The sequence below is a fragment of the Rhodococcus sp. ZPP genome, from assembly GCF_017656075.1.
Lineage (GTDB): Bacteria > Actinomycetota > Actinomycetes > Mycobacteriales > Mycobacteriaceae > Rhodococcus_F > Rhodococcus_F oxybenzonivorans.
The window spans coordinates 740,007-765,517 of the sequence record NZ_CP058639.1 but is presented as its reverse complement, the minus strand read 5'-3'; the positions used below and the strand labels follow the sequence as shown (position 1 = coordinate 765,517).

Genomic DNA, 25,511 nt, shown 5'->3' with positions numbered 1-25,511 from the left:
TTCACCCGATTCCGGGAACGAGGCGGACAAGAAGATCGATCAGCCAGATCCCGGCGAACGGGGTGAGCACGCCGCCGATGCCGTAGATCGCGAGATTGCGGCCCAGCAGCCGGGCCGCCGACGACGGCCGATACCGGACACCTTTGAGCGACAACGGGATCAGCGCGACAATCACCAGGGCGTTGAAAATCACCGCGGAGAGGATCGCGGACTCCGGGGTGGCGAGCCGCATGATGTTCAGCGTGCTGAGCTGCGGATAGATCCCGGAGAACAATGCGGGCAGGATCGCGAAGTACTTGGCGAGATCGTTGGCGAGGGAGAACGTGGTCAGTGCCCCGCGCGTGATGAGGAGCTGCTTGCCGATCTCGACGACCTCGATCAGCTTGGTGGGGTCCGAGTCGAGGTCGACCATGTTCCCGGCTTCTTTCGCCGCGGAGGTTCCGGTGTTCATCGCGACCCCGACGTCGGCCTGCGCGAGGGCGGGAGCGTCGTTGGTGCCGTCCCCGGTCATCGCCACCAGGCGCCCGCCCTGTTGTTCGCGGCGGATCAGGTCGAGCTTGTCCTCGGGTGTGGCCTCGGCCAGGAAGTCGTCGACCCCGGCCTCGGCCGCGATCGCCTTGGCGGTGAGTGGGTTGTCGCCGGTGATCATCACCGTGCGGATGCCCATCGCGCGTAGTTCCGCGAAGCGTGCGGCGATGCCGGGTTTGACGACGTCGGACAGGGCGATCGCGCCGAGTACCCGCGCCCCGCCGGCGTCCACGGCTGCGACGACCAGAGGGGTTCCGCCGCCCTGCGCGATCTGGTCGACGGAAACACCGACCTCGGCGGGCACGGTCCCGCCGTGGGTGTGCACCCAGGTGCGGACCGCGTCGCCGGCGCCCTTGCGAATCCGGGTGCCGGCGACGTCCAGACCGCTCATCCGGGTCTGCGCCGTGAACGCGACGAATTCGGAATCCATCTCGCCCGCAGTAGGTGTGGGCGGAAGATCGAACCGCTGCACGCACAAGTCGACGATGCTGCGGCCCTCGGGCGTGCCGTCGGCCAGGCTCGACAGCCGCGCGGCCTGCCCGAGTTCGTGGGCCGATACCCCTGGCGCGGGATACAGCTCGGTGGCCTGCCGGTTACCGAACGTGATGGTGCCCGTCTTGTCCATCAGCAGCGTGTCGATGTCGCCCGCCGCCTCGACGGCACGCCCGGACATCGCCAGCACGTTGCGTTGCACCAACCGGTCCATGCCGGCGATCCCGATGGCCGACAGCAGCGCCCCGATCGTGGTGGGGATCAGGCACACCAGCAGCGCGATCAGCTGCACAGGGTCCGGGGCCTGCCCGCCGTAGCCGCCCATCGGCGCCAGGGCGACGACCGCGAGCAGGAACACGATGGTCAGCGACGCCAGCAGAATGTTCAGGGCGATCTCGTTCGGCGTCTTCTGCCGGGCCGCCCCCTCGACGAGGGCGATCATCCGGTCGACGAATGACTGCCCGGGGGCGGCGCTGATCTGCACAACGATGCGGTCGGACAACACTGTGGTGCCGCCGGTGACGGCGCAGCGGTCACCGCCCGATTCGCGGACGACCGGCGCGGATTCGCCGGTGATGGCGGATTCGTCGACCGTCGCGATGCCCTCGACGACGTCGCCGTCCCCGGGGATCACCTGACCGGCCTCGACGACCACGCGGTCCCCGACCGCCAGCGCGGTGCCGGGCACCGTCGCGACGGATCCGTCGACGGTGATCCGGTGGGCGATGGTGTCCTGCTTGACCTTCCGCAAGCTGGCGGCCTGCGCCTTGCCCCGGCCCTCGGCGACCGACTCGGCGAGGTTCGCGAACAGCACGGTGAACCACAGCCACGCCGTGATCAACCACGAGAACACCGATGGGTCGGCGAAGGCCATCGCGGTGGTGGCGACGGACCCGGTGAACACCACGAACATCACCGGATTCCGCGCCAGGTGGCGCGGATCGAGTTTGCGGACGGCGCCGGGCAGCGCCGCGAACATCTGGGCCGGGTCGAAGACCCCGGCCTGCACCCGGTGACGTGTGTCGGTTGTGTCCGGAGCCGGATCGACATTCGGACGACTGGTCACGTCGATACTCACTGCAGAGCCTCCGCGATCGGTCCCAGCGCGAGGGCCGGGAAGAAGGTCAGGGCCGCCACCAACACGGCGGTGCCGGTGAGGAGCCCGGTGAACATGGGGCCGGCGGTGGGGAGAGTGCCCGCGCCCGGCGGCGTCGTGCGTTGAGTGGCGAGCGAGCCGGCGAGGGCGAGGACGAAGATGATCGGCAGGAACCGCCCGAAGAGCATGCACAGGCCCAGCGCGGACTGGAACCAGTCGCTGGTGACGGTGAGGCCGCCGAACGCGCTGCCGTTGTTGTTCGCGGCCGACGCGAACGCGTAGAGGACCTCGGAGAAGCCGTGGATCGACTGCGGGGTTCCGGGGTCGCCGCTGTTGCCCTGGAAACCCGTCGTGGAGGAGAGAGCGACGGTGATTCCGGTGCCGATCAACACCAGTGTGGGCATGGCCAATACGGACAGCGCGGCCAGGGTGATCTCCCGGCGCCGCAGCTTCTTTCCGAGATACTCGGGGGTGCGGCCGACGAGTAGGCCTCCGACGAATACCGCGATCAGGGCGAGAACCAGGATGCTGTAGAGGCCTGTTCCGACGCCGCCCGGCGCGATCTCGCCGAGCAGCATGTTCAGCAGCACCGCCCCGCCGCCGAGCGGCGACAGGCTGTCGTGGGCGGCGTTCACCGCGCCCGTCGAGGTGCCCGTGGTACTCACCGCGAACAACGCACTGCCGGGGATACCGAATCGGACCTCTTTGCCCTCCATCATTGCGCCCGCCGCGGTCGCGGCGACACCACGGACATTCGATTCCGCGGCGAGCGTGACGGCGAGCAGGGCGCTCCACAGCAGTCCCATCACCGCCAGCAGCGTCAGGCCCTGCCTGCGGTCGCCGACCATCGTGCCGAACGTCCGGGTCAGCGCCACCGGGATGAGCAGGATGGCGATGATCTCGACGATGTTGCTTGCGGGTGTCGGGTTCTCGAACGGGTGCGCCGAGTTCGCGGCGAGGATGCCGCCGCCGTTGGTGCCGAGTTCCTTGATCGCCTCCTGCGAGGCGACCGGGGCGAGCGCGTTGGTCACGACCGTCCCGTCGAGGCCGGTGGAGGTGAACCCGCCGGAGAAGGACTGGATCACGCCCTGACTCAACAGAATCAGTGCGATGACGAACGAGAACGGCAGCAACACCCGCAGGCTGCCCCGGGTGAGGTCGACCCAGAAGTTCCCGATCGCCCCGCCACGCGAGACCCGCACGAACCCGCGGATCAACGCGACCGCCACCGCCATGCCCACCGCCGCGGACACGAAGTTCTGCACCGCGAGCCCGACCGGCTGGACGACGTTACTCATGGTGGTCTCGGGGGTGTACGACTGCCAGTTGGTGTTGGTCACGAAAGACACCGCCGTGTTGAACGCGACGGACGGGCTCACCCCGCCGAGGTCGCCGCCGAGCGGCAGCACTCCCTGCACCCGTTGGAGTAGGTACAGGAACAGCACGCTCGCAAGCGAGAAGCCGAGCACGCTGCCCGCATATCCCGACCAGGTCTGGTCGGTGCGCGGATCGATGCGGCAGATGCGGTACAGCGTCGCCTCGATCCGCAGGTCACGGTGCGACTGGTACGTGCGGGCCAGATAGTCGCCCACCGGAACGTACGCCACCGCGAGCACGCCGAAAACGACGGCGACCTGTAACCCGGCCGCGAACGCGGGGCTCATCAGAACCGCTCCGGGTCGAGCAGCGCCACCAGCAGATACACCACCAGCGTCGTCGCGACGGCGAGGAGGACGACGCTGACGATGCCCGCGCCGGTCATCGCGCTCCTCCCGCCTGCAGACCCCGCACAACCAGGGCACACGCGGCGAACCCGCCGAGGATAAGCAACACGAAGGCCAGATCGGCCATGAAAAGGTTCCTCTTCGAATCGGGCCTGCGATCCAACGCAGACGACAACCCCCGTCCGCCGGGGCGTCACGTCAGCATCACCCGCCGACCCGCCGAAATGGGTGTCGCTGACGGACCCTTTACGGCCCCGTCCGCCGTCTTGACGCTTTCCTTACGCCTCCCGGCCGGACACGGTCCTCCACTGCCACCCCAAGCCAAGTGCCACGATGACGCACCTTTCGCGGCGTGCGCTGACGGATGCACCGTTGTCCGTCGGGTCGAGTCACGGGTCCAGTTGTTGTCGTCGATCTCGCGCAGCGCCTGCTGGAACTTTTCCTCGGTCGCCGACCTCAGATCCCGGATACGGGCCAGGGGAACACCGGCTTCGGCGAGCGTTCGGATCTTGATCAGGTCGATGGCGTCCTTCGCGCCGTACCGCCGGTAGCCGGACGCATCGCGGTCGGGTTCAGATAGCAGCCCCTTGTCGTGATAGACGGCGGATGGTTTTGATCGACACTCCCACATATCTGGCCAGCTGCCCGATGGTGATCACCCGGCCAATCGTTTCCACTTGACCTTTCCCCAGGGGGAAGGGTTGCAGAATGGCCACATGGCGAACATCGATCGGGAGACCCTGCGCGCGCTGGCCGATGAGGGCAACGAGACCGCTCTGGACCGGTTGGCCGACCTCGCCGACGCGGCCGGCGACCTTATGGAGTTGAGCGAGTTGCTGGACGAGGGATCCATGCGCGCCGGGTTTCTGCTCACTCGGCGCGCAGTGTCGGCCGGCGACCTGCGCGAACTGCAACGGATCTCCGACGCCGGCTACGACGAGGCAAGCAGCGAACTGGACCGGCTACTGAAAGCACCGGGTGGCGCATATCGGGGTTGAGGAGCAGACGCCGCTGCAACCGTGCTCCGACCGCGGGCGCGAACGCTGATGGCGTATGCCACCACTTACGTGACGCCCGGTGAGGGACCATCACCTGGGCGGCCCCACGACGGGGAAACGACCTGGACCAACCCTGGTTTCATGTAGAGCTAGAACGTCGACGAACCGGTCCCGGACGGGGAAACGACCGTCCGCATGCGGAAGCGAGTGAACGAACTCATCAACGCGAACCTGCGTTCCACGTTCGGCCGGTAGTCGCCCCCGATCAAGGATCCTGACATGACCCACCCCTTCGCCGACCTCAAACACACTGTCTTCGCCCGCCACTCCAACCCGTGGAGTGCCTGGACTCGCTGGCTGAGTACACCGCTTGTGCTCGTTCCTCTATGGACACGCCGGTGGAGCCACGCCGCGATCGTCGGTGCCTGGATGGCCGCCAACCCCGTGATCTTCCCAAAACCGGCAGACGAGCAGGCCTGGTCCACCCGGGCGGTGCTCGGCGAAGAGCTCTGGATCACCGAGCGGCCCCGCGACACCGCGATGGCGGTGAACGCGGCAGCCACGCTGGCCGGCATCACCGCACTGATCACCGCCCGGCGACGCCGCGCCGCACCGGCGGCCGGTGCCACCGTGGTCATGATGGCGCTGCTTCTGGTCTACTGGCGGCTCATGGCCGGCTACTACAGCCAGCACCGGGGCACCGACACCGGCTGAGCGCCGAGTACGAGTCGGCTTCCGGTCGCCGTATCCGACATGGACCATCCGGACGAGTCCTGGATGTCCTGCTCGCGGCTGACACCCGGAGCTGAGTACGGAGAAGGGGCCCCGAACCTGACCGGTTCGGGGCCTTCTCGTTGATCGATTCCTTCAGGAAATGGTAGCTGCGTGGCACTCCAGCTGAACCGGCATTACGGGGCCCTGCCGTTGTCTATCGGCCACCGGTCTCGGTCCTCATCCGGCGATCGAATGAGGACCGCACCCACCGGGCGCGGTCCCGCAGTCTAGTTAGTTAGACAGCCCGCACATTCGTGGCCTGCGGACCCTTCTGTCCCTGACCCACCTCGAACTCCACACGCTGGTTCTCATCGAGCGACTTGAAGCCGCTGCCCGAGATTTCCGAGTAGTGCACGAAGACGTCCGGTGTTCCGTCGTCGGGTGCGATGAAACCGAAGCCCTTCTCGCCGTTGAACCACTTCACAATGCCTTGCGCCATGCCGATACTCCCTAAATGTCGATCCGGGCACTCACATCGAATTCCCGATCTCGATACCACTGATCCTGTCACCCGAAGAACGGCTCCGAACGACCGCACCTGATCCGAGGAAGACAGACATACTGCTCGATACCTACTTCGACTCCCACCATGACCGCCCGTCCTCGATCAACAAGAGTTTCGCCGTTCCCAGCACCCGATTGCCGCCGGGCATCGCAGCGCCGGGCTGAAGAAATGCCAGGTAAATCGAGACAGAACGTGGAGGCCATACCCTGAGACAACGATAAACACGAAGGTCGATGTGCCTTAACATGGCATCGGCCGCGAGAGACCCTACAGGCACTGCTGGGTCTCAAGAGCCTTGGACACGAACGCCAGGACGGCGCCGTCCGGGTCTACCCTGCTGTTCGTGACTTCTCGCACCGGCGCGTCGCCGAACACACCGCTGCGGCGGGCAGCGGCACGAGCGACCCTCACCCCGGTCCGGGTGGTTGCCCTGGGCTTCGCGGCCGCGATCGCGCTCGGAACCGGGCTGCTCCTGCTTCCGGCGGCGAGCCAACCGGGAGCGGAGACCGGGTTCGTGGATGCCCTGTTCACGGCGACGTCGGCGATGTGCCTGACCGGGCTGGTCGTGGTCGACACCCCCACCCACTGGTCGGGGTTCGGGCAGGGGGTCATCCTCGGGCTGATCCAGGTCGGTGGCTTCGGGATCATGACGATGGCCTCTGTGGTCGGGCTCATGCTCGCCAACCGGATCGGGCTGCGGGCCCGGCTCAACGCCGCCGCCGAGGTCCGCGCGTCCGGTCTCGGGGACGTACGGAGCGTGGTCGTCGGGGTGATCCGGATCAGCATCCTCATCGAAACGGTCACCGCCGTGTGCCTGGCGGCCCGGTTCGCCCTCGGCTACGACGAACCACCCGGTCGGGCTGTGTGGTTGGGGATATTCCATGCGATCTCGGCGTTCAACAACGCAGGCTTCGCGCTCTACAGCGACAACATCATCGGCTTCGCCGACGACCCCTTCATCTGTGTGCCGCTGCTGGCCGCGGTGATCCTCGGCGGCATCGGATTTCCGGTGCTGTTCGAGGTCGGCCGGCGGGTGCGCGGCACCTCCCGCCGGTGGAGCCTGCACACAAAGCTGACCGTCACGGTGACCGCCATCCTGTTGGTGATCGGCCCGGCACTGGTGCTGCTGTTCGAGTGGGGCCACACCCTCCGCGAGCACGATCTCGGGGCGAAACTGCTCGTCGCCGCGTTCCAGGGCATCATGCCCCGCACCGCAGGCTTCAACAGCGTCGACTACGCCCAGATGGATCCCGCGACCCTGCTGGTGACGGACGTGCTGATGTTCATCGGCGGTGGCAGCGGCGGCACCGCCGGCGGCATCAAGGTCACCACCTTCGCGTTGCTGCTGTTCGCGATCGTCGCCGAAGTCCGCGGCGATCGATCGGTGACCATCTTCGACCGGCGGATCGCACCGCGGGCGCAGCGCCAGGCCCTGTCGGTCGCGCTGATCGGCGTCGCGCTGGTCATGCTTCCGACCATTGTGCTGCTCGCCGGTACCGCCTTCGACCTCAACGTGCTGCTGTTCGAGGTGGTCTCCGCGTTCGCGACCGTAGGGCTGTCCACCGGCATCACCGCGCAACTGCCCGTCTGGGGCCAACTCATTCTGATCGGATTGATGTACCTCGGCCGGATCGGCTCGATCACCCTGGTCAGCGCGCTCGCCGCCCGACAACGCGACCGCCGCTACGAACTCCCCGAAGAAAGGCCCTTCATTGGCTAGGAAACCGTCCTCCGACGTCGTCGTGGTGCTGGGATTGGGCCGGTTCGGCAAGTCCCTCGCCCTCGAACTGATGGAGCAGGGCACCGAGGTGCTCGGCATCGACTCCAGCGAGGCGGTGGTGCAGAAGATCTCGCACCGCCTCACCCACGCCGCCGTCGCCGACACCACCGACGAGGAATCGCTCCGCCAACTGTCAGTACACGACTACGACCGGGCCGTGGTCGGGATCGGCTCCGACCTCGAGGCCAGCCTGCTCACCGCGTCGGCGCTAATCAACCTGGCGGTGCCGAATGTGTGGGCGAAGGCGATCAGCAACGCCCACGCCAAGATCCTCCACCAGATCGGTGTGCAGCACGTCGTCCGCCCCGAACACGACATGGGCAAGCGGGTAGCGCACCTGGTGCGGGGCCGGATGATGGACTACATCGAATTCGACGACGGCTTCGCCATGGTCAAAACCACCCCACCTGCCACAGTCATCGGGAAGCGCCTCGGCGAAACCACCGTCCGCTCCACCTACGGGGTCACGGTGGTGGCGATAAAACGTCCCGGCGAGGGTTTCACCTATGCCACCGCGGATACGGTCATCGAACCCGGTGACACCATCATCGTCTCCGGTCAGGTGCGTGACACCGAACGATTCAGCGAACTGACGTGACCTCGTGCCGCTTCTCGCCCGATCCGCGGTCTGGCCCAGGAACCGGGGCGGAGGATGTTGCGGTGGCGCCCCCGATAGTCCGGTGAGCGAGTCCCGGCGGCTGTCGGCGCGTAGGCTCCGCCCGGAGACCAGCGACGAGAACGGGGTGATCGAGCGATGCCCGGCAGGTTGCACGCACGGCTGCGTCGATCCGACGTGCTCACCGAACGCCCCGATTTCGCGCTGGTGGGGATTCTGCGGGTACCGCAGCTACACGGCAGTCCCGGGCGTGCCATCACCCGGCGGATCGGCTACGCACTCGCCGCCCTGGCTGCGGTGGTCCTGATCGTGTACCTCGACCGCGACGGCTACCGCGACGTGCAGGAGAACCCGCTCTCGTTATTGGATTGCGTGTACTACGCGACGGTGTCGTTGTCGACCACCGGCTACGGCGACATCACCCCGATCACCGCGCAGGCGCGGCTGGTCAACGTCCTGATCGTCACCCCGCTGCGGATCTTCTTCCTCATCGTGCTGGTCGGTACCACCCTCGCTGCGTTGACCGAGAACTCCCGGCAGAGCTTCAAGATTCAGCGGTGGCGGCGCCGTACCCGCCATCACACCGTCGTCGTCGGCTACGGCACCAAGGGCCGCGCCGCCGTCGACGCGATGCTCGGAGACGGCGCCGACCCCTCGAACATCGTGATCGTCGATACCGATCCGACGATCATCGAAACCGCCACCGAGCGGGGATTCGTCACGGTGCACGGGTCCGCGACGCAGTCGGACGTGCTGCGGCTGGCCGGTGTGCAGCACGCGTCGTCGATCATCGTGGCCACCAGCCGCGACGACACCGCGGTGCTGGTCACGCTCACCGCGCGCGAGATCGCACCCACCGTGAAGATCGTTGCCTCGGTACGCGAAGCCGACAACGCTCACCTGTTGCGCCGGTCCGGCGCCGACACCGTGGTCGTCTCCTCGGAGACCGCGGGCCGGCTGCTCGGCGCGGCCACCATCACCCCGACCGTGGTGGACATCATCGAGGATCTGCTCACCCCGGAGACCGGTTTCGCGATCGCCGAACGCCCCGTCGAACCCGGCGAGGTCGGCGAATCACCGCGGCAGCTACCGGACATCGTCCTCGGGGTGGTGCGCGGCGGACAGTTGCTGCGCAGCGGAACACCCGAGGTGGACACCGTAGCGGCAGGTGACACGCTGCTCTACATCCGGCAGGCTACCGACTGACCGACGAATGACTCCTCGGCGGGGGGACGGCGCGCCGGTGCCAGCGGCGAAGAATCGGCGGCGACACCCTGCACGGTTCCGTGCCCCTTCCCGCTACGCCGGATAGGGGCCAGTAGCCGCCAATTAGGCTCGATCTCGGCGCACGCGGGCATCGCCGGAGGGCGCGGACTCGGTGGGAGGCAGGGAGTGGACATGACGATCGTGGACAACGCGGTGTATGTGGACGGGGTCCGGGCCGCGACCCCGGACACCCTCGACAGCACCTACGAGATCCTCCGGGAGAAGGAAGGGTTGGCCTGGATCGGGCTGTACCGCCCGGACCGGACCGAAATCGACTCGGTGGCCGACGAGTTCGCGTTGCACCACCTGGCGGTCGAGGACGCCATCAAAGCTCACCAACGCGCCAAACTCGAACGCTACGACAACATCCTGTTCGTGGTGCTGCGGCCGACCCGCTACCTCGACGACATCGAGAAGGTCGAATTCGGGGAACTGCACGTCTTCGTCGGACCCGACTTCGTCGTCACCATCCGGCACGCGGAATCACCAGATCTGGCGAAGGTGCGCCGGCGGATGGAGCAGGCCCCGGACCTGCTGCGCCTGGGCCCGGAGGCGGTGCTGTACGCCATCTTGGACCAGGTGGTCGACGAGTACGAACCGGTCATCGCCGGCCTCGAGAACGACATCGACGAGATCGAGGATCAGCTGTTCACCGGCCAGGAATCCGTGGCCCGCCGGATCTACGACCTCTCCAGCGAGGTGATCGCCTTCCAACGCGCCACCCACCCGTTGGTGGGCATGCTCGAGGCGCTTCAACGCGGGTCGGAGAAGTATCACGTCGACCTGGAATTGCAGCGGCACCTGCGCGATGTGCACGACCACACCATCCGCATCTGTGAGCGGGCCGATTCGTTCCGGGCGCACCTGCAGACCGCGCTGACCGTGCACGCCACCCTGGTCGGGCAGCAGCAGAACGAGGAGATGCACCGGCTCACCGAGGCCAGCCTCGCCCAAAGCGAGGAGGTCAAGAAAATCTCCGCCTGGGCCGCGATCTTGTTCGCCCCCACCCTGGTCGGCACGATCTACGGGATGAACTTCGACCACATGCCGGAACTGCACTGGGCGAGCGGATACCCGCTAGCATTGTCCCTGATGCTGATCACCTCCATCGCCCTGTACACGGTGTTCAAACACCAACGCTGGCTCTGAAAGAAGAGCATGGCGGTCCTTCTCGTCGTCGGGTTGATGAACCTGACCTGGATGGCGGCGATCGCCGTAATCTTCCTGGCCGAAAAGAACTCCCGCCATTCGGTCGCGCTCACCCGGGTGGTCGGGACCGCGGTCGTCCTGCTCGGGGTCGCCGTCCTCGTCCACCCGGCGCTGCTGCAGTCGCTGTCCCCCATGCCGGATATGTCCTCGCCGATGTCGGGCATGTGACCGATGCACCGATCCCCGGCAGGATCGGTGCACCGGACGACTACGGTCATCAGTCGGAGTCCACATACGCACCGACCGGATATGCAGGTTTACCAGTAGTAGGTCGGTTGTTCGCATGGCCTGCGAATACGACCACCGACGGTAAGGCTCCGCCGCAGGCGCCGAGGTGGCCGGGACCGTCAGTGTGTTTCTTTCGGAAATTCCCGGCGCGAACGCGACGACCTTTTCGTCGATCTGTGTCATCGCACTGCCCGACTGCGGAGGAATGCTCTTGCACACCGTGATCGGATTGGACTGGCGCACAGGGGGTTGACGTGCAGCATGCAATCGAGGACGGGTGAGGTGAAGATCAGTTCACGTGCAGGGTCACGAAGGGCCGGGTGGTGGGCCCCGCGGAGCCACCGGGTGGCTCGACGGTCCACGCCAGCGCCGACATTGCTCCGACGTCGTCGACGGTCATGGTGGTGACCGGGTTGATCTGCTCACCGGTGAACAACCCGGCCGAGTGCGGTGTCCCGGCCTCGGAGATCAGCCACATCTGATAGACCGAGTCCGCGGCGGGTGGAGGCACATTCTGCAGGGTCACCACGACCGCGTCCGCGGACGGTGAGTAACCGATGGTCGCGGAACCGCCCTGGTCGGTGACGACGGTCGACACCTGCAGGTCGGCCGCCCGCAGGATCTGCTGCTCTGTGGCACCGGGCGCCGTGTCGGTGAGAGTGCCGGTGATGACCGCCCCACCGGCGAGCAACCCGACCGCGGCCGCTGCGGCGACCGTGATCCGCCAGCGACGCCGATACCGCTGATCCAGTGCCACCGGGTGCGGACGGGTTTCAATCCGTACCAGTAGTTCGGCGCGGATCCATGATGGGGGCTCGATGTCACCGACACAGCTGAGGGCGGCGAGGGTTTCCCGAATGTGCCGGACCTCGTCGGCGAAGGCGGTGCGGGTGTCCTCGTCGGCGGCACCGAGATCGCAGAGCAGGTTGCGGCGGTCGGTGTCGTCGAGAGCGTCGAGGGCGAAGGGGTACGCCATGGACACGAGTTCGGCGTTCATCGGCTACCACACCTTCAGAGGCCCCGGGCAGGTCCTCGGCGGGGCCGCCGGAGACCGACTGGTCGATACCCCGGAGCACCGCACCTGCCGCCCCTGTGACAACGAAACCTGCTCCAGGCCAGCTATTTCCTGGGTCTGTGAGGGCTGCGAGGACGCCGGGGTGATTCTGCCCGCTACCGCGAAGGGCAGCGGGCAGAATCGTGGTGCTGCCCCCGTCGGGGGGTCGAGGCAGCACCCGTTCGGTATTCGGCACCGCCCCACTGAGGCTGATGGCTGGCGCTCCTGACGAAGAGACCCGATAGTCAGGGACAGGCGCCGAATAGGTTGTGCGGGCGGGATTATTGCGCCGGCGGCATCATTACCGTGTCGATCAGGTACACGGTCGCGTTGGCCGTCTTCACCCCGCCGCAGATCACCGCTGCGTCGTTGACCTTCAGGTCGTCACCGGACCCGGTGACGGTGAGTGAGGCGCCCTGGGCGGTGGGATGCTGGCCGTCGACCTCGTCGGGGGCGAGCTGGCCCGGGACCACGTGGTAGGTGAGGATTTTCGTCAGGGTGTCCGAGTCGGTTTTGAGGGTCTCGATCGTGGCGGGGTCGATCTTCGCGAACGCCGAGTCGACCGGCGCGAAGACCGTGAACTGTCCACCGTTGAGGGTGTCGACCAGGTTGACCTGCGGGTTCAGCTGTCCCGAGACCGCCTGCGTCAGGGTGGTGAGCATCGGGTTGTTGGAGGCGGCCACGGCGACCGGATCCTGCGCCATCCCGGCCACCGATCCCGCCCCGGTGGGCACCTGCTCGGCGTATCCCGCGCATCCCGGGCCGACGAGGTTCGCGGCCGGATCCGCCGACATCGGCGCCGAGGACGTCATCTCCGGCGAGGTCTGCGCCGAGGTCTGCGCCGTGGTGCCACCGGATTCGGAGGCCGTGCCGGAATCGTCGGACGAGCAGGCCGACAGGCCGAGCACCGCGATCGCGGCCATGCTCGCCGCCGCTGTCATACGTGAGGTAATCATTGTTGCAGTCACCACTTCCCAGGCGTACGGCCCGGACAGGGCCGTCACGTTGTTTCCACCGTCATCGAGGATTCGGTGCGGCACCCCCGCCCGGATGGGTTGGCCACGAATAAATCTCGGCCGCCCCGCGCATCGGGCAGGTCCGCGGCCGAAATCGGACGAGCCGGAGCTGTGGCGACGGCCGCAGGTGCCGGTCGACCTCACCCACCCATCCGCACCACGGGGTGGCACCGAATACCGGGGTAACACGACGACAGAAGGACGACTGTCATGAGTATCAGCACCGGGGAACGGCCCTCCGTGGGCGAGCGGCCGAGCCGGCGACGGCATCTGTTCTCCCGGGCCCTGGCCGGTGTGATCGCCGCCGCCGTGGTGCTCGGGGCCGGGGAGCTGTTCGCGGTCCTCGTCGGCGCCGCCTCGTCACCGTTCTTCGCGGTGGGAGCGACCACGGTCGACCGCAGCCCCGCCTGGGCGCGGGAATTCGCGATCACCACCTTCGGCACCAACGACAAACCCGCACTGTTCATCGGCATGAGCATGCTGATCGCGCTGATCGCGGCGGTCGCCGGGATGGTCGAGCAACCCCGCGCCCCCTACGGCAGCGCCATCCTCGTGGCCCTGGGCGGTGTCGGAATCTATGCCGCCACCCACCGGCCCGGTGCCACCTGGATTTTCGCCGTACCGAGCCTGATCGGCCTGATCGCCGGGATCCTCGTCCTGCGGGTACTGACCACCCGCGCCCGCGTCCCCGAGAATTCCGACGCCGCGGACTCCCCGCTGCCGCGCCGCAGTTTCCTGTTGTGGGCCGCGGCAGCCGCGGCGGCGGCCGTCTCCGCCGCCGCGGCCGGACGGTATCTGGGTGCGCGGATCGTCGGGGCGGCCGCGGACCGGCGCAACTTCACGGTTCCGGTGGTCCCGGCCGCGCAGCGGGCACCGATGATTGTCGCCGGCACCGACATCGGTATTCGCGGCGCCACCCCGTTCGTCACCGCGAATCAGGACTTCTACCGCATCGACACCGCGCTGCAGGTCCCGCAGCTGACCACCGAGCAATGGCAGCTGCGTATCCACGGCATGGTGAACCGCGAAATCACCCTGGACTGGGGCGATCTGATCGCCCGGCAACCCATCGAACGGGTGATCACCCTGACGTGCGTGTCCAACGAGGTCGGCGGCAACCTCGCCGGGAACGCCACCTGGATCGGATACCCGATCGCCGAGATACTCGACGAGGTCGGCGTGGCCGCCGACGCCGACATGCTGCTCTCCCGCAGCTCCGACGGCTACACCGCCGGAACCCCACTCGAGGTGCTGCGGGACGGGCGCGACGCGATCCTCGCGGTGGCGATGAACGGCCAGCCGCTACCCTTCGAGCACGGATACCCGGTCCGGCAGGTCGTCCCGGGGCTGTACGGCTTCGTCTCGGCCACCAAATGGGTGGTGGACTGGGAGATCACCCGCTTCGACCGGGCCCAGGCCTACTGGACCCAACGCGGGTGGGCGGTACGGGCACCGATCAAGACCGCGTCCCGGATCGAGGTACCCGCCGCGTTCGCCCCCACCAGCCCCGGACCGGTCCTCGTCGCGGGGACCGCCTGGGCCCAGCACCGCGGTATCGCCACCGTCGAACTCCGGGTCGACAACGGTCCCTGGCAGAGCGCCACCCTCGCCCCGCAGTACTCCCTCGACACCTGGCGGCAATGGACCTGGCAGTGGCAGGCCACCCCGGGACTGCACACCCTGCAGGTCCGGGCCACCGACCTCGACGGCAACACCCAAACCGAACAACGCACCCCACCGATCCCCGACGGTGCCTCCGGCTGGCACACCCGCTCGATCACCGTGACCTGAGACGGTGCCGGCAGGGGTGGAAGCAGCATTGGGTGGGAGCGGGCCTTGCCGACTCCCACCCCTTGGTCGTGTGGTCAGTGCTGCTCGAGGACCGGTTCCGGGGCCGTGTCCGGTTGGGCCGTGCGCATCGATACGGCGGTGACGCCCGCCCCGGCCAGGGCGATGACGGCGGCGCCGAGGAACGCGGCGGAGAATCCGTTCGTCAGCTCCGGGAGGTTACCGATCTGGTTGGCACCGAACGAGGCGGCGACCGCGGTCATGGTTGCCAGGCCGAGTGCCGAGCCGACCTGGTAGCTGACGTTGACAATGCCCGACGCCAATCCGCCCTCTTCGGGCCGTGCGGCGGAGATCGCCGTGCCGAGGGAGGGAATGAAGGCGAGCGACATACCCGCTGCGGCAACGAGGGAAGCCGGTAGCACGTCGACCCAGAAGTTGCCGGTGGGCCGGACCAGTGCCATCCACCCCAGCCCGATCGCAAGAACGATCAAACCGGTCACGATCATCGGTTTCGCCCCGAACCGCTGCATCGCCCGCGGCGCGACGACGATCATGCCGAGCATGATCAGTGTCGTCATCGGAAGGAGCGCTGCGCCGGCGGGAAAGGCGCTGTACCCCAACACCTGCTGCAGGTACAGGTTCAGGAAGAACCACATCGGGATCCACGCCGCACCGAGCAGCAACTGGGCGATGTTCGCGGCGGCGAGGTTGGGGGCGGCGAAGATTCCCAAGCGCATGAGGGGGTCACGGCGCCGAGACTGGATCAGCACGAACGCGGCCAGCAGCACCGCGGACGCGGTGAGGTATCCCCATGTTTGACCGGAGCCCCAGCCGACCTCGGGAGCCCGGACGATGGAGTAGACGGCGAGCGCCAGTCCGGCGGTGACGGTCAGTGCGCCGAGAATGTCGATCGAACCGGATCGGGCGGGGGCGTTGGGCATCAGCAGCGGTGTCGCGGCGAGGGCGATCAGGGCGATGGGAATGTTGATGTAGAAAACCCACGGCCAGCTGAGATATTCGGTGATCACCCCGCCGAGGAACACACCGGCGGTACCGCCGGCGGGTGCGGCGGCACCGTAGACGGCGAGGGCCTTGGTCAATTCCTGTTGGTTGGAACCGAACAGCATCATCAGCAGCGTCAGTGCCGAGGGTGCGATCAGTGCGGCCCCGGCGCCCTGGATGGCGCGTCCGGCCAGTTCGGTGCCGACGTTCCCGGCGGCGCCGGCGGTGATCGATCCGGCGAGCAGAACCACCCAGCCGGAGGCGAAGATGCGTCTGGCGCCCCACAGGTCGGACAGGCGTCCGCCGAGCAGGAGCAGTCCACCGAAGGCGATGACGTAGGCGTTGAACACCCAGGTCAGGTTCTCCTGGGAGAAACCGAGGTCGGTCTGCATTTCCGGTAGCGCGATGCCGATGATGGAAGTGTCCATGATGACCATGAATTGGGCTGCGGCGATCAACGCCAGCGCCCACCACTTGCGTGTGGGTGAAACCTGAGTAGACATGACAATCATTCCTTACCGGTACGCGGTATTTGTGAGATGAACGATGACGAGTGCGGTGGCGCGCTTACCCGCAACATCGAAGCCACTGGCCCCAAACGGTCGCGGAAATCGCGGTTAGATCGGATCTTTCGGGCGGATTATCTTCTTCTGTGCACATCGCAATCCTCCTAGATGCCGCTCGGCAACCTCAGCGTATTCGGTACCATAGGGGGGTATAGTACGAAGCGCAAGAGGCGGTCGTCCCGAAGTCGCCGAGAGAGTTCCGTTCCCGAACAGACTGGGCCGTGACAACACCGCCGGCGAACGATCGACGGGGCTGTCTCGCCCCGCGATCGAATCCTGCGGCCCCCGCGAAGCGGTACCAGCGCTACCCCCCCCATTTCCTCACGCGAAAGACCCCACTCCCGGTTTTCTAGCTGCCCCACCACCGGGAGCCCGCAGGCACTCCCCGGGGGTATGGCTCCGATGAACACAGGCCCCGATCCCGTCGCTGTTGCATACGGTAGGGGGGTATGGTAAATCTATACATGGGTTGCGACGACCCCAATCCACTCCCGAGCCGACGAAAGAAGGACATAGATGAGCACCACCACCGTCACCGTCACCGGAATGACCTGCGGGCACTGCGTTTCCTCGGTCCGCGAAGAGATCGGCAACATCCCCGGCGTGACCGCCGTAGACGTCGACCTCGCCAGCGGCCGGGTCGTAATCGACTCCGACTCCCCGATCGAGAAGGCATCGCTCGCCCGGGCAGTCGACGAGGCCGGCTACCAGCTCGCCGGCTGACCGGACGACACCTAAGACCCGGACAGGAGATTCCCACGATGAACGCATCGTCGAAGTTCGCCGGATTCACCGTCGGCCTGGCCGCGGTCTTCGCACTCGCCCTCGGGGCCGGGGCCGCCTTCGGCCCCGAGGTGCCCGCACCGGCCGACACACACGACACCTCAACCCACGACGCCGAACCCGGTTCGATTACGGGCGCACCGGTCGCCGAACAAACACCTGGAGGACTGATGGTCACCGACAGCGGATACACCCTGGCATTGGACACGGCGCAGGTTCCCGCCGGCGCTGACGTGCCACTGCGGTTCCGCATCCTGGGCGCCGACGGAGCACCCGTCACCCGCTACGTGGAGAGCCACGACAAGCAACTACATCTGATCGCGGTGCGCCGCGACCTGACCGGATACCAGCACGTGCACCCGGAACTCGACGCCGCCGGAACCTGGTCCGTTCCGCTCGATCTGACCCGCGCCGGGGCGTACCGGGTGTTCGCCGACTTCACCCCCGCCGGCGGTGACGGCGTGACCCTGGGCGCCGACCTGCAGGTCGCCGGTGCCTACGATCCGCAGCCCCTGCCCCCGGTTGCCGCAGCCACCGTGGTCGACGGGTACACCGTCACCCTCGACGGCACCCTCACCCCGGGTCAGGCGTCGAAGGTCACCCTGTCGGTGGCCCGCGGCGGGCAGCCGGTGACGGATCTGCAGCCCTACCTCGGCGCGTACGGTCACCTGGTGGCCCTGCGGGCCGCCGACCTCGGCTACCTGCACGTGCACCCGGACGGCCATCCCGGTGATGGTGTCACCGCACCAGGTCCGGGCATCGACTTCTATGTCACCACCCCGAGCGCGGGCGACTACCGCCTGTTCCTGGACTTCCAGCACGATGGAGTGGTGCGGACCGCCGAATTCACCCTGACCGCCGGGCAGAGCTCCGGCGCCGCAGTGCCCTCCGCCCCGGAGCCGATGCCCGCCGGGCACGGACACTGACGAAAACCACCACCGGAGAGGAGGAACGATGAATTCCGTCACGCAGCACCCGACCGCCGACGGCCGGGTCGAGCTCGAAATTGGTGGCATGACCTGCGCCTCGTGCGCGAACCGGATCGAGAAGAAGCTCAACAAACTCGACGGCGTCACCGCCACGGTGAACTACGCCACCGAGAAGGCCCGCGTCAACTACGTCGGTGCTGTGTCGACCGAGGATCTCGTGGCCACCGTCGAGGAGGCCGGCTACACCGCCAAGGTCCCGGCGCCGCCCGCCGCCGATACCGCGGCCGGCCCCGCCGCGGAGCCGGATCCCACGGCGGCACTGCGTCAACGCCTGCTCGTCTCGCTGGTGCTCAGTGTGCCGGTGATCGCGATGGCCATGGTTCCGGCGCTGCAGTTCACCCACTGGCAGTGGCTTTCGCTCACCCTCGCCGCCCCGGTGGTGGTGTGGGGGGCGTGGCCGTTCCACAAGGCCGCCTTCACCAACCTGCGGCACGGCACCTCCACGATGGACACCCTCATCTCGATGGGCACCCTCGCCGCCCTGGGCTGGTCGCTGTATGCGCTGTTCTGGGGCACCGCCGGAATGCCGGGCATGACCCACCCGTTCGAGCTGACCATCTCCCGCTCCGACGGGTCCGGCAACATCTACCTCGAGGCCGCCGCCGGGGTGACCACCTTCATCCTCGCCGGCCGCTACTTCGAGGCCCGCTCCAAGCGGCGCGCCGGTGCCGCCCTGCGGGCGCTGCTCGAACTCGGCGCCAAAGAGGTGTCGGTGCTACGCGGCGGTGTCGAGCAGCGCATCCCTGTCGATCAACTGGCCGTCGGTGACGAGTTCGTCGTTCGCCCCGGGGAGAAGATCGCCACCGACGGTGTCGTCACCGACGGCTCTTCCGCGGTGGACGCGTCGATGCTCACCGGCGAATCCGTGCCCGTCGAGGTCGGACCCGACGACCAGGTCGTGGGCGCCACCGTCAACGTCGGCGGCCGGATCACCGTGCGCGCCAACCGCATCGGGTCCGACACCCAGCTCGCGCAGATGGCGAAACTCGTCGAAGACGCGCAGACCGGTAAGGCGCAGGCGCAACGGTTGGCCGACAAGATCTCTGGAATCTTCGTCCCGATCGTCATCGCCCTGTCCGTCGCCACGCTGGGTTTCTGGATCGGCACCGGCGGCGGCCTCGCGGCCGCGTTCACCGCCGCCGTCGCCGTACTGATCATCGCCTGCCCCTGCGCCCTCGGCCTGGCCACCCCGACCGCGCTGATGGTCGGCACCGGCCGCGGCGCCCAGCTCGGCATCCTGATCAAGGGGCCCGAGGTCCTCGAATCGACCCGCCGCGTCGACACCGTGGTGCTCGACAAGACCGGCACCGTCACCACCGGCAAGATGACCCTGCTCGATGTGATCACCGCCGACGGCGAAGACACCATGCAGGTGCTGCGCCTGGCCGGCGCCCTCGAGGATTCCTCCGAGCACCCCATCGCCGCGGCCATCGCCAAGGGCGCCCGCGACAAGGTCGGCGCCCTGCCGAAGGTGGAGCAGTTCACCAACATCGAAGGCCTCGGAGTGCAGGGCATGATCGACGAGCACGCGGTGGTCGTCGGCCGGGCCCGGCTCCTCGCGGACTGGGCACAGCACCTACCCGCCGATCTCGAAGCGGCCATGACCGCAGCCGAATCCGAGGGCAAGACCGCCGTCGCAGTCGGCTGGGACGGTAAGGCCCGCGCCGTGCTCGTCGTCGCCGACGCCGTCAAGGCCACCTCCGCCGAGGCGATCGGACAGCTGCGCAGGCTGGGCATGACGCCGATCATGCTCACCGGCGACAACACCGCCGCCGCCCGCGCGATCGCCGACCAGGTCGGTATCGACGAGGTGATCGCCGAAGTGCTGCCCGCCGACAAGGTGGACGTCGTCAAACGGCTGCAGGATCAGGGCAAGGTCGTCGCGATGGTCGGCGACGGTGTCAACGACGCAGCCGCCCTGGCGCAGGCCGACCTCGGTCTGGCGATGGGCACCGGCACCGACGTCGCGATCGAGGCCAGTGACCTGACGCTGGTGCGCGGGGACCTCCGCGCCGCCGCCGACGCGATCCGGTTGGCCCGCAAGACGTTGGGCACCATCAAGGGCAACCTGTTCTGGGCCTTCGCCTACAACGTCGCCGCCCTCCCCCTGGCCGCGGCCGGGCTGCTCAACCCGATGCTCGCCGGTGCGGCGATGGCGTTCTCGTCGGTGTTCGTGGTCAGCAACAGCCTGCGGCTGCGCCGATTCCGGTCCCTCACCGGATAACCGCAGGAAACACCGCCAGGAGGGGTCAAACGCGCCCAGGTCGGCACCGGGTGGGGCATGCAGCGCCCGCCCCACCCACACCTTTCATCGATGTGCAGTTCCGAAAGGACAAGATCATGGCAACGGTGGCAACGACGTTGGTGCGCCTCGCCCGGCACCCCGGGACCCGGGCGGCGGCCCGGTGCGCGGTGATGTGCGCCGCATCGGCGATCGGCCGCCGTGTCGAGGGCCCACACCCCGCCCCGGATACCCCGGGCGGGCATAATCGGGGGTGCTCGGCATGACACTCGGATTCCAGGAGGACACCATGGCCACCACTCCCGCGGCCACCCACGCACCTGCCGAGACCGACGGCCATGACCATGCCGCGCACGGCTACATCACCGAAAAAGACGCCTACCTCAAGCGCCTCAAGCGCATCGAAGGCCAGGCCCGCGGACTGCAGCGGATGGTCGAGGAAGACAAGTACTGCATCGACATCCTCACCCAGGTCTCCGCGATGACCAAGGCCCTGCAGGCCGTGGCCATGGGACTGCTCGAAGACCACATCAGTCACTGCGTCGTCGACGCCGCCGTCGCCGGCGGTCCCGAAGCGGAGGCGAAGATCAAAGAGGCCACCGACGCGATCGCCCGGCTCGTCCGCTCCTGAGGCACCGCCACCGGCACCGTCCGAGGGTCAGTCGTCGTCGTCCATCCCGGCGTTCTCGTCGGAGATCTCGACGAGGCGGCGCAGGCAATGCATCCGCAACGGTTCCGGAAACCCGTCCGCGAGACGGTAATAGACGGTGCGGCCCGCCTTGCGGCGGGTGACCATTCCGGCGGTGCGCAGGATCCGCAGGGCGTACCCGACGGCGTCCTCGCCGAGGTCGAGGGTCAGGGCGATGTCCCCGACACATAGTTCCTCGGCGAGGTCGAGGGCGTAGATCACCCGGGTCCGGGTGGGGTCGGCGAGCAGGCTCAGGATGCTGCTCAACCGGGCGGCGTCGTCGCGGCTGAGCAACCGCTCACGGGCATGCGCCACCCGCTCCGGGTCGACCGGGTGCCCCTCGGTGGTGGACGGGTGACTCATGCACCCATTCTGACCCACGAGACACCCGCCCCGCGGCCCGACCGACTGTTTACCCGTACGGGTTTACGGGTATAGGGTGACGTGGCCGACGTTGTGTCAGCGGCGTCCGCCGCCGACATGCCCCTTCACGAAAAGGGAGTCATCGTGAGCACAGCCGAGAGAATGCTCGAGAGCTATCCGAAGGATCTGCGGCATATCGACAAGGCGAAACTTCTGTCCTGTATCGAGGCGTGTGTCGCCTGCGCGCAGACGTGCACGGCCTGCGCGGATGCGTGTCTGAGTGAGCCGTCGGTGGCCGACCTGACCGCCTGCATTCGCACCAACCTCGACTGCGCCGACATCTGCGAGGCCACCGGGCGGGTGCTCTCCCGTCACACCGGCTTCGATCCCGATCTCACGGCGGCGGTCCTCGAAACGTGTGTCACCGCGTGCAAGTCGTGCGGAGATCGGTGCGCCGAGCACGCCTCGCTGCACGAGCACTGCTCGGTCTGCGCCGATGCGTGCCGGCGGTGTGAGAGCGCCGGCCGCGAGTTGTTCGCCGCACTCGACTGACCCCGTCTGCGTCACCGCATCCGCCGAAAAGACGAAAAGAAGAGAGAAGGTTGTTGTCGATGAACAAGTCCCTCGCCGCCTGCGCCGCATCGGCGGCGCTGCTGCTGGCCCTGACCGCGTGCGGTGATTCCGGCACCGAGGAGAGCACCGCGACCACCACCTCGGCCGCCAGCATCACCTCGGTGAGCGCGGAGAACGGTGCCGCCGAGCACAACGACGCCGATATTGCCTTCGCGGAGGGGATGGTTCCCCACCACAGCCAGGCGATCGAGATGAGTGACATGCTGCTCGCCAAGCAGGGGATCGACCCCCGGGTGGTCGACCTCGCGCAGCAGATCAAGGCCGCTCAGGGCCCGGAAATCGAGCAACTCAACGCCTGGCTGACCGCGTGGGGCGAAGGCACCGCGGCGACCACCACGACCGGCATGAACATGACCGAGTCCATGCCCATGGGCACCGGAATGCAGATGCCCGAGGCACCGGTGGTGATCCCGCCGGCGGGCACCAGTGAAATGGACATGCCCGGCATGGAGGGCGGCGAGGGCATGGAGGGGATGATGTCGGCCGAAGACATGGCTGCCCTGCGCGACGCCCAGGGCGTCGATGCCGCCAAACTCTTTCTCACCCAGATGATCGAGCACCACAAGGGTGCGATCACCATGGCCGAGACCGAGGTGGAGGACGGCCAGAACGCGCAGGCGAAGGCGATGGCGCAGAACATCATCACCACCCAGCAGCAGGAAATCATCACCATGGAACAGATCCTGTCGACCCTCTGAACCGATATGCGGCTGCCCCCACGACCCGTTCCCGTCCCGCGGTCGTGGGGCGGAAAGGACTTTTCGTGAGCACCACCAACACCTACGCGGTCACCGGGATGACCTGCGAGCACTGCGTCAAAGCGGTGCGTGAGGAAATCGAACAACTCGACGGGGTGAGCGCCGTCGACATCGACCTCACGGTCGGCGGCGAGTCCCGGGTCGCCGTCACCGCCGACACGCCGCTGCCGCTCGATCAGATCCGCGGCGCCGTCGAGGAAGCCGGTTACCACCTCGCCACCCCGGCGAGCTGACCCCCAGACCACGAAGGGTTGACGATGGCGCATCCGAGCGGGCATTCCGAGACCGGCGTCCACGCCGGTGATCACCGGCATCACGCTGAGCAGGCGGCCGAACACCACGGTGCCGGGCATGATCACGGCGGACACGATCACGGTAGTGGCCGGGACAAACACAAAGGCCACGGCGCCCACGGTGAGGTGTTCCGCCGCAAGTTCTGGGTGAGCCTGGCCTTGTCGATCCCGGTGGTGATCTTCAGCCACATGGTCGCCGACCTCCTCGGCTACTCCATGCCCGAGTTTCCCGGCGTGATGTGGATTGCCCCGGTCCTGGGCACGGTGATCTTCTTCTACGGCGGCATGCCCTTCCTCACCGGCGCCTGGAGCGAGCTGCAATCCCGTCAGCCCGGGATGATGCTGCTGATCGGCATGGCCATCTCGGTGGCCTTCATCGCCTCCTGGGTCACCACCCTCGAGCTCGGCGGGTTCAATCTCGACTTCTGGTGGGAGCTGGCCCTTCTCATCGTGATCATGCTGCTCGGGCACTGGCTCGAGATGCGCGCCCTCGGATCGGCCTCCGGGGCACTCGAGGCCCTCGCCGCGCTGCTGCCGGACACCGCCGACAAGATCACCGACGACGGGGTCACCGAGGTCCCGATCTCCGAACTGAGCACCGGTGATCTGGTCCTGGTCCGGGCCGGGGCCCGGATTCCGGCGGACGGCACCGTCACCGACGGCGTCGCCGAGGTCGACGAATCGATGATCACCGGCGAATCCAAGCCCGTCCCCCGGGCGGTGGGCGACACCGTGGTCGCCGGCACCGTGGCCACCGACAGCGCCCTGCGGGTGCAGGTGTCCGCAGTCGGCGAGGACACCGCCCTGGCCGGCATCCAGCGGATGGTGGCCGACGCGCAGGAATCCTCCTCCCGCGCCCAGGCTCTCGCCGACCGAGCCGCCGCCTTCCTGTTCTACTTCGCCACCCTCGCCGGCATCATCACCTTCGCGGTCTGGACGCTGATCGGCAACCTCGACGAGGCGGTGGTCCGCACCGTCACGGTCCTGGTCATCGCGTGCCCGCACGCCCTCGGCCTGGCCATCCCGTTGGTGATCGCCATCTCCACCGAACGCGCCGCCAAGGCAGGAGTTTTGGTCAAGGACCGGCTCTCCCTCGAACGGATGCGGACCGTCGATGTGGTCCTGTTCGACAAGACCGGCACCCTCACCCAGGGCAAGCATGCCGTCACCGGCCTCGCCGCGAGTGCGGCCCTCACCGAACAGGATCTCCTCGCCCTCGCCGCCGCCGTCGAAGCCGACAGCGAACACCCGGTCGCCAGGGCCATCGTCGCCGCCGCTGCGGCCACGGTCCCCGCTTCAGCGGGCAGCTCTGCCACCGACTTCCGGTCCCTGCCGGGCCGCGGCGTGCGCGCCACCATCGACGGCACCGACGTGTCGGTCGGTGGGCCGGCCATGCTCGCCGACCTGGGTGTCACCGTCCCGCCCGAGGTCGCCGCGGCAACCCAGCCGTGGGTGGGCCGCGGCGCGTCGGTGCTGCACGTGGTCCGCGGCGGCGAGGTGGTCGGCGCCCTGGCACTCGAGGACAAGGTGCGGGACGAGTCCCGCCAGGCAATCGACGCCCTGCACCAGCGGGGAATCAAGGTCGCCATGATCACCGGGGACGCCCGACAGGTCGCCGACGCCGTCGCCGCCGATCTGGGTATCGACGAGGTGTTCGCGGACGTGCTCCCGGAGAACAAGGACGCGAAGGTCGCCGAATTGCAGGCCCGCGGCCACAAAGTGGCGATGGTCGGCGACGGTGTCAACGACGCTCCCGCCTTGTCGCGGGCCGAGGTCGGTGTCGCGATCGGCGCGGGCACCGACGTCGCGATCGAATCGGCCGGGGTGGTCCTTGCCGCCGACGACCCCCGCGCGGTGCTCTCCATCATCGACCTCTCGCGGGCCAGTTACCGCAAGATGTGGCAGAACCTGGTGTGGGCCACCGGTTACAACATCATCGCCGTCCCGCTGGCCGCCGGGGTTCTGGCCTTCGCCGGCGTCGCCATCTCCCCGGCAGTGGCGGCGGTGCTGATGTCGGTCTCCACCATCGTCGTCGCGCTCAACGCGCAGCTTCTGCGGCGACTCGACCTCGACCCGGCCCGGCTCGTGCAGCACTGAGCTCTGAAGTGAAGCGCCCTGCT

General features: G+C 67.8%; 26 protein-coding genes and 1 pseudogene. 17 read left to right on the top strand and 10 right to left on the bottom strand.

What is annotated here, in order from left to right:
• Position 1 precedes the first annotated feature (1 nt).
• The 4 genes and pseudogenes from kdpB to HYG77_RS34805 all read right to left on the bottom strand — a co-directional run.
• Complete coding sequence (kdpB, locus tag HYG77_RS34820) at positions 2 to 2,098, bottom strand: potassium-transporting ATPase subunit KdpB (protein ID WP_208964110.1); 2,097 nt, start codon at positions 2,096 to 2,098, stop codon at positions 2 to 4.
• On the bottom strand, positions 2,095 to 3,780 hold the full coding sequence (gene kdpA / locus HYG77_RS34815; protein WP_208964109.1) for a potassium-transporting ATPase subunit KdpA: 1,686 nt from the start codon (positions 3,778 to 3,780) through the stop codon (positions 2,095 to 2,097). The genes kdpB and kdpA overlap by 4 nt, the downstream gene beginning before the upstream one ends.
• Positions 3,780 to 3,878, bottom strand: a complete 99-nt coding sequence (gene kdpF, locus HYG77_RS34810) for a K(+)-transporting ATPase subunit F (protein ID WP_208964108.1) — start codon at positions 3,876 to 3,878, stop codon at positions 3,780 to 3,782. The genes kdpA and kdpF overlap by 1 nt, the downstream gene beginning before the upstream one ends.
• A gap of 368 nt (positions 3,879 to 4,246) precedes the next feature.
• A pseudogene (locus HYG77_RS34805) lies at positions 4,247 to 4,499 on the bottom strand (MerR family transcriptional regulator); the annotation flags it as partial.
• A gap of 57 nt (positions 4,500 to 4,556) precedes the next feature.
• On the opposite strand from HYG77_RS34805, the gene HYG77_RS34800 reads away from it, so the two are divergent.
• On the top strand, positions 4,557 to 4,838 hold the full coding sequence (locus tag HYG77_RS34800) for a hypothetical protein (protein ID WP_208964107.1): 282 nt from the start codon (positions 4,557 to 4,559) through the stop codon (positions 4,836 to 4,838).
• A gap of 149 nt (positions 4,839 to 4,987) precedes the next feature.
• Here the strand turns inward: HYG77_RS34800 and HYG77_RS40800 are convergent, their stop codons facing one another.
• A complete protein-coding gene (locus HYG77_RS40800) occupies positions 4,988 to 5,119 on the bottom strand; it encodes a hypothetical protein (protein ID WP_280123337.1) in 132 nt (43 codons plus the stop codon).
• Between HYG77_RS40800 and HYG77_RS34795 the strand changes: the two genes are divergently transcribed.
• A complete protein-coding gene (locus HYG77_RS34795; protein WP_208964106.1) occupies positions 5,118 to 5,552 on the top strand; it encodes a DUF6653 family protein in 435 nt (144 codons plus the stop codon). The two genes, HYG77_RS40800 and HYG77_RS34795, sit on opposite strands and share 2 nt — an antisense overlap.
• 295 nt (positions 5,553 to 5,847) lie before the next feature.
• On the opposite strand, the gene HYG77_RS34790 is transcribed toward HYG77_RS34795, so the two are convergent.
• A complete protein-coding gene (locus tag HYG77_RS34790) occupies positions 5,848 to 6,051 on the bottom strand; it encodes a cold-shock protein (RefSeq protein ID WP_073365012.1) in 204 nt (67 codons plus the stop codon).
• A gap of 409 nt (positions 6,052 to 6,460) precedes the next feature.
• Here HYG77_RS34790 and HYG77_RS34785 point away from each other — a divergent pair, with 409 nt between their 5' ends.
• From HYG77_RS34785 to HYG77_RS34765, 5 genes are all read left to right on the top strand, one after another.
• Positions 6,461 to 7,837 carry a potassium transporter TrkG gene (locus HYG77_RS34785; protein ID WP_208964105.1) on the top strand — a complete coding sequence of 459 codons (1,377 nt, stop codon included), beginning with the start codon at positions 6,461 to 6,463 and terminating at the stop codon, positions 7,835 to 7,837.
• Entirely contained in the window at positions 7,830 to 8,495 is a 666-nt protein-coding gene (locus tag HYG77_RS34780; RefSeq protein ID WP_244461504.1) for a TrkA family potassium uptake protein, read from the top strand. Before HYG77_RS34785 ends, HYG77_RS34780 begins: the two co-directional genes overlap by 8 nt.
• A gap of 156 nt (positions 8,496 to 8,651) precedes the next feature.
• Positions 8,652 to 9,719 (top strand): potassium channel family protein, encoded by a 1,068-nt coding sequence (locus HYG77_RS34775; protein WP_208964104.1) that lies wholly within the window; start codon positions 8,652 to 8,654, stop codon positions 9,717 to 9,719.
• A 192-nt stretch (positions 9,720 to 9,911) separates the two neighbouring features.
• Complete coding sequence (locus tag HYG77_RS34770) at positions 9,912 to 10,928, top strand: magnesium and cobalt transport protein CorA (protein ID WP_208964103.1); 1,017 nt, start codon at positions 9,912 to 9,914, stop codon at positions 10,926 to 10,928.
• A gap of 9 nt (positions 10,929 to 10,937) precedes the next feature.
• The gene (locus HYG77_RS34765) at positions 10,938 to 11,156 is read left to right on the top strand and encodes a DUF2182 domain-containing protein (RefSeq protein ID WP_208964102.1); all 219 of its coding nucleotides are present in this window, start codon (positions 10,938 to 10,940) and stop codon (positions 11,154 to 11,156) included.
• Positions 11,157 to 11,505: 349 nt separating this feature from the next.
• On the opposite strand, the gene HYG77_RS34760 is transcribed toward HYG77_RS34765, so the two are convergent.
• Together HYG77_RS34760 and HYG77_RS34755 are read right to left on the bottom strand one after the other, a co-directional pair.
• Complete coding sequence (locus HYG77_RS34760) at positions 11,506 to 12,213, bottom strand: anti-sigma factor (protein ID WP_208964101.1); 708 nt, start codon at positions 12,211 to 12,213, stop codon at positions 11,506 to 11,508.
• Positions 12,214 to 12,551: 338 nt separating this feature from the next.
• Positions 12,552 to 13,226: a fasciclin domain-containing protein gene (locus tag HYG77_RS34755; RefSeq protein ID WP_208964284.1), complete on the bottom strand. Its 675-nt coding sequence runs from the start codon at positions 13,224 to 13,226 to the stop codon at positions 12,552 to 12,554.
• Between the two features lie 270 nt (positions 13,227 to 13,496).
• Here HYG77_RS34755 and HYG77_RS34750 point away from each other — a divergent pair, with 270 nt between their 5' ends.
• Entirely contained in the window at positions 13,497 to 15,077 is a 1,581-nt protein-coding gene (locus tag HYG77_RS34750; protein ID WP_208964100.1) for a molybdopterin-dependent oxidoreductase, read from the top strand.
• Positions 15,078 to 15,151: 74 nt separating this feature from the next.
• Here HYG77_RS34750 and HYG77_RS34745 read toward each other — a convergent pair whose 3' ends face one another.
• Positions 15,152 to 16,579: an MFS transporter gene (locus HYG77_RS34745; protein ID WP_208964099.1), complete on the bottom strand. Its 1,428-nt coding sequence runs from the start codon at positions 16,577 to 16,579 to the stop codon at positions 15,152 to 15,154.
• Positions 16,580 to 17,158: 579 nt separating this feature from the next.
• Here HYG77_RS34745 and HYG77_RS34740 point away from each other — a divergent pair.
• From HYG77_RS34740 to HYG77_RS34720, 5 genes are all read left to right on the top strand, one after another.
• Complete coding sequence (locus HYG77_RS34740; protein ID WP_159924667.1) at positions 17,159 to 17,365, top strand: heavy metal-associated domain-containing protein; 207 nt, start codon at positions 17,159 to 17,161, stop codon at positions 17,363 to 17,365.
• Between the two features lie 38 nt (positions 17,366 to 17,403).
• A complete protein-coding gene (locus HYG77_RS34735; RefSeq protein WP_208964098.1) occupies positions 17,404 to 18,351 on the top strand; it encodes a hypothetical protein in 948 nt (315 codons plus the stop codon).
• 28 nt (positions 18,352 to 18,379) lie between these two features.
• Positions 18,380 to 20,638 carry a heavy metal translocating P-type ATPase gene (locus tag HYG77_RS34730; RefSeq protein ID WP_208964097.1) on the top strand — a complete coding sequence of 753 codons (2,259 nt, stop codon included), beginning with the start codon at positions 18,380 to 18,382 and terminating at the stop codon, positions 20,636 to 20,638.
• 116 nt (positions 20,639 to 20,754) lie between these two features.
• Positions 20,755 to 20,922, top strand: coding sequence for a hypothetical protein (locus HYG77_RS34725; RefSeq protein ID WP_208964096.1), 168 nt, complete (start codon positions 20,755 to 20,757; stop codon positions 20,920 to 20,922).
• Between the two features lie 23 nt (positions 20,923 to 20,945).
• Positions 20,946 to 21,287, top strand: coding sequence for a metal-sensitive transcriptional regulator (locus tag HYG77_RS34720; protein WP_208964283.1), 342 nt, complete (start codon positions 20,946 to 20,948; stop codon positions 21,285 to 21,287).
• A gap of 27 nt (positions 21,288 to 21,314) precedes the next feature.
• Here the strand turns inward: HYG77_RS34720 and HYG77_RS34715 are convergent, their stop codons facing one another.
• A complete protein-coding gene (locus tag HYG77_RS34715) occupies positions 21,315 to 21,707 on the bottom strand; it encodes a metalloregulator ArsR/SmtB family transcription factor (protein ID WP_208964095.1) in 393 nt (130 codons plus the stop codon).
• 144 nt (positions 21,708 to 21,851) lie between these two features.
• On the opposite strand from HYG77_RS34715, the gene HYG77_RS34710 reads away from it, so the two are divergent.
• The 4 genes from HYG77_RS34710 (at position 21,852) to HYG77_RS34695 (ending at position 25,488) form a co-directional block, all read left to right on the top strand.
• A complete protein-coding gene (locus HYG77_RS34710; protein WP_208964094.1) occupies positions 21,852 to 22,259 on the top strand; it encodes a four-helix bundle copper-binding protein in 408 nt (135 codons plus the stop codon).
• Between the two features lie 59 nt (positions 22,260 to 22,318).
• Entirely contained in the window at positions 22,319 to 23,038 is a 720-nt protein-coding gene (locus HYG77_RS34705) for a DUF305 domain-containing protein (RefSeq protein WP_208964093.1), read from the top strand.
• Between the two features lie 65 nt (positions 23,039 to 23,103).
• Positions 23,104 to 23,331: a heavy metal-associated domain-containing protein gene (locus HYG77_RS34700; protein ID WP_208964092.1), complete on the top strand. Its 228-nt coding sequence runs from the start codon at positions 23,104 to 23,106 to the stop codon at positions 23,329 to 23,331.
• Positions 23,332 to 23,355: 24 nt separating this feature from the next.
• Positions 23,356 to 25,488, top strand: coding sequence for a copper-translocating P-type ATPase (locus HYG77_RS34695; protein WP_208964091.1), 2,133 nt, complete (start codon positions 23,356 to 23,358; stop codon positions 25,486 to 25,488).
• Positions 25,489 to 25,511: the final 23 nt, after the last annotated feature.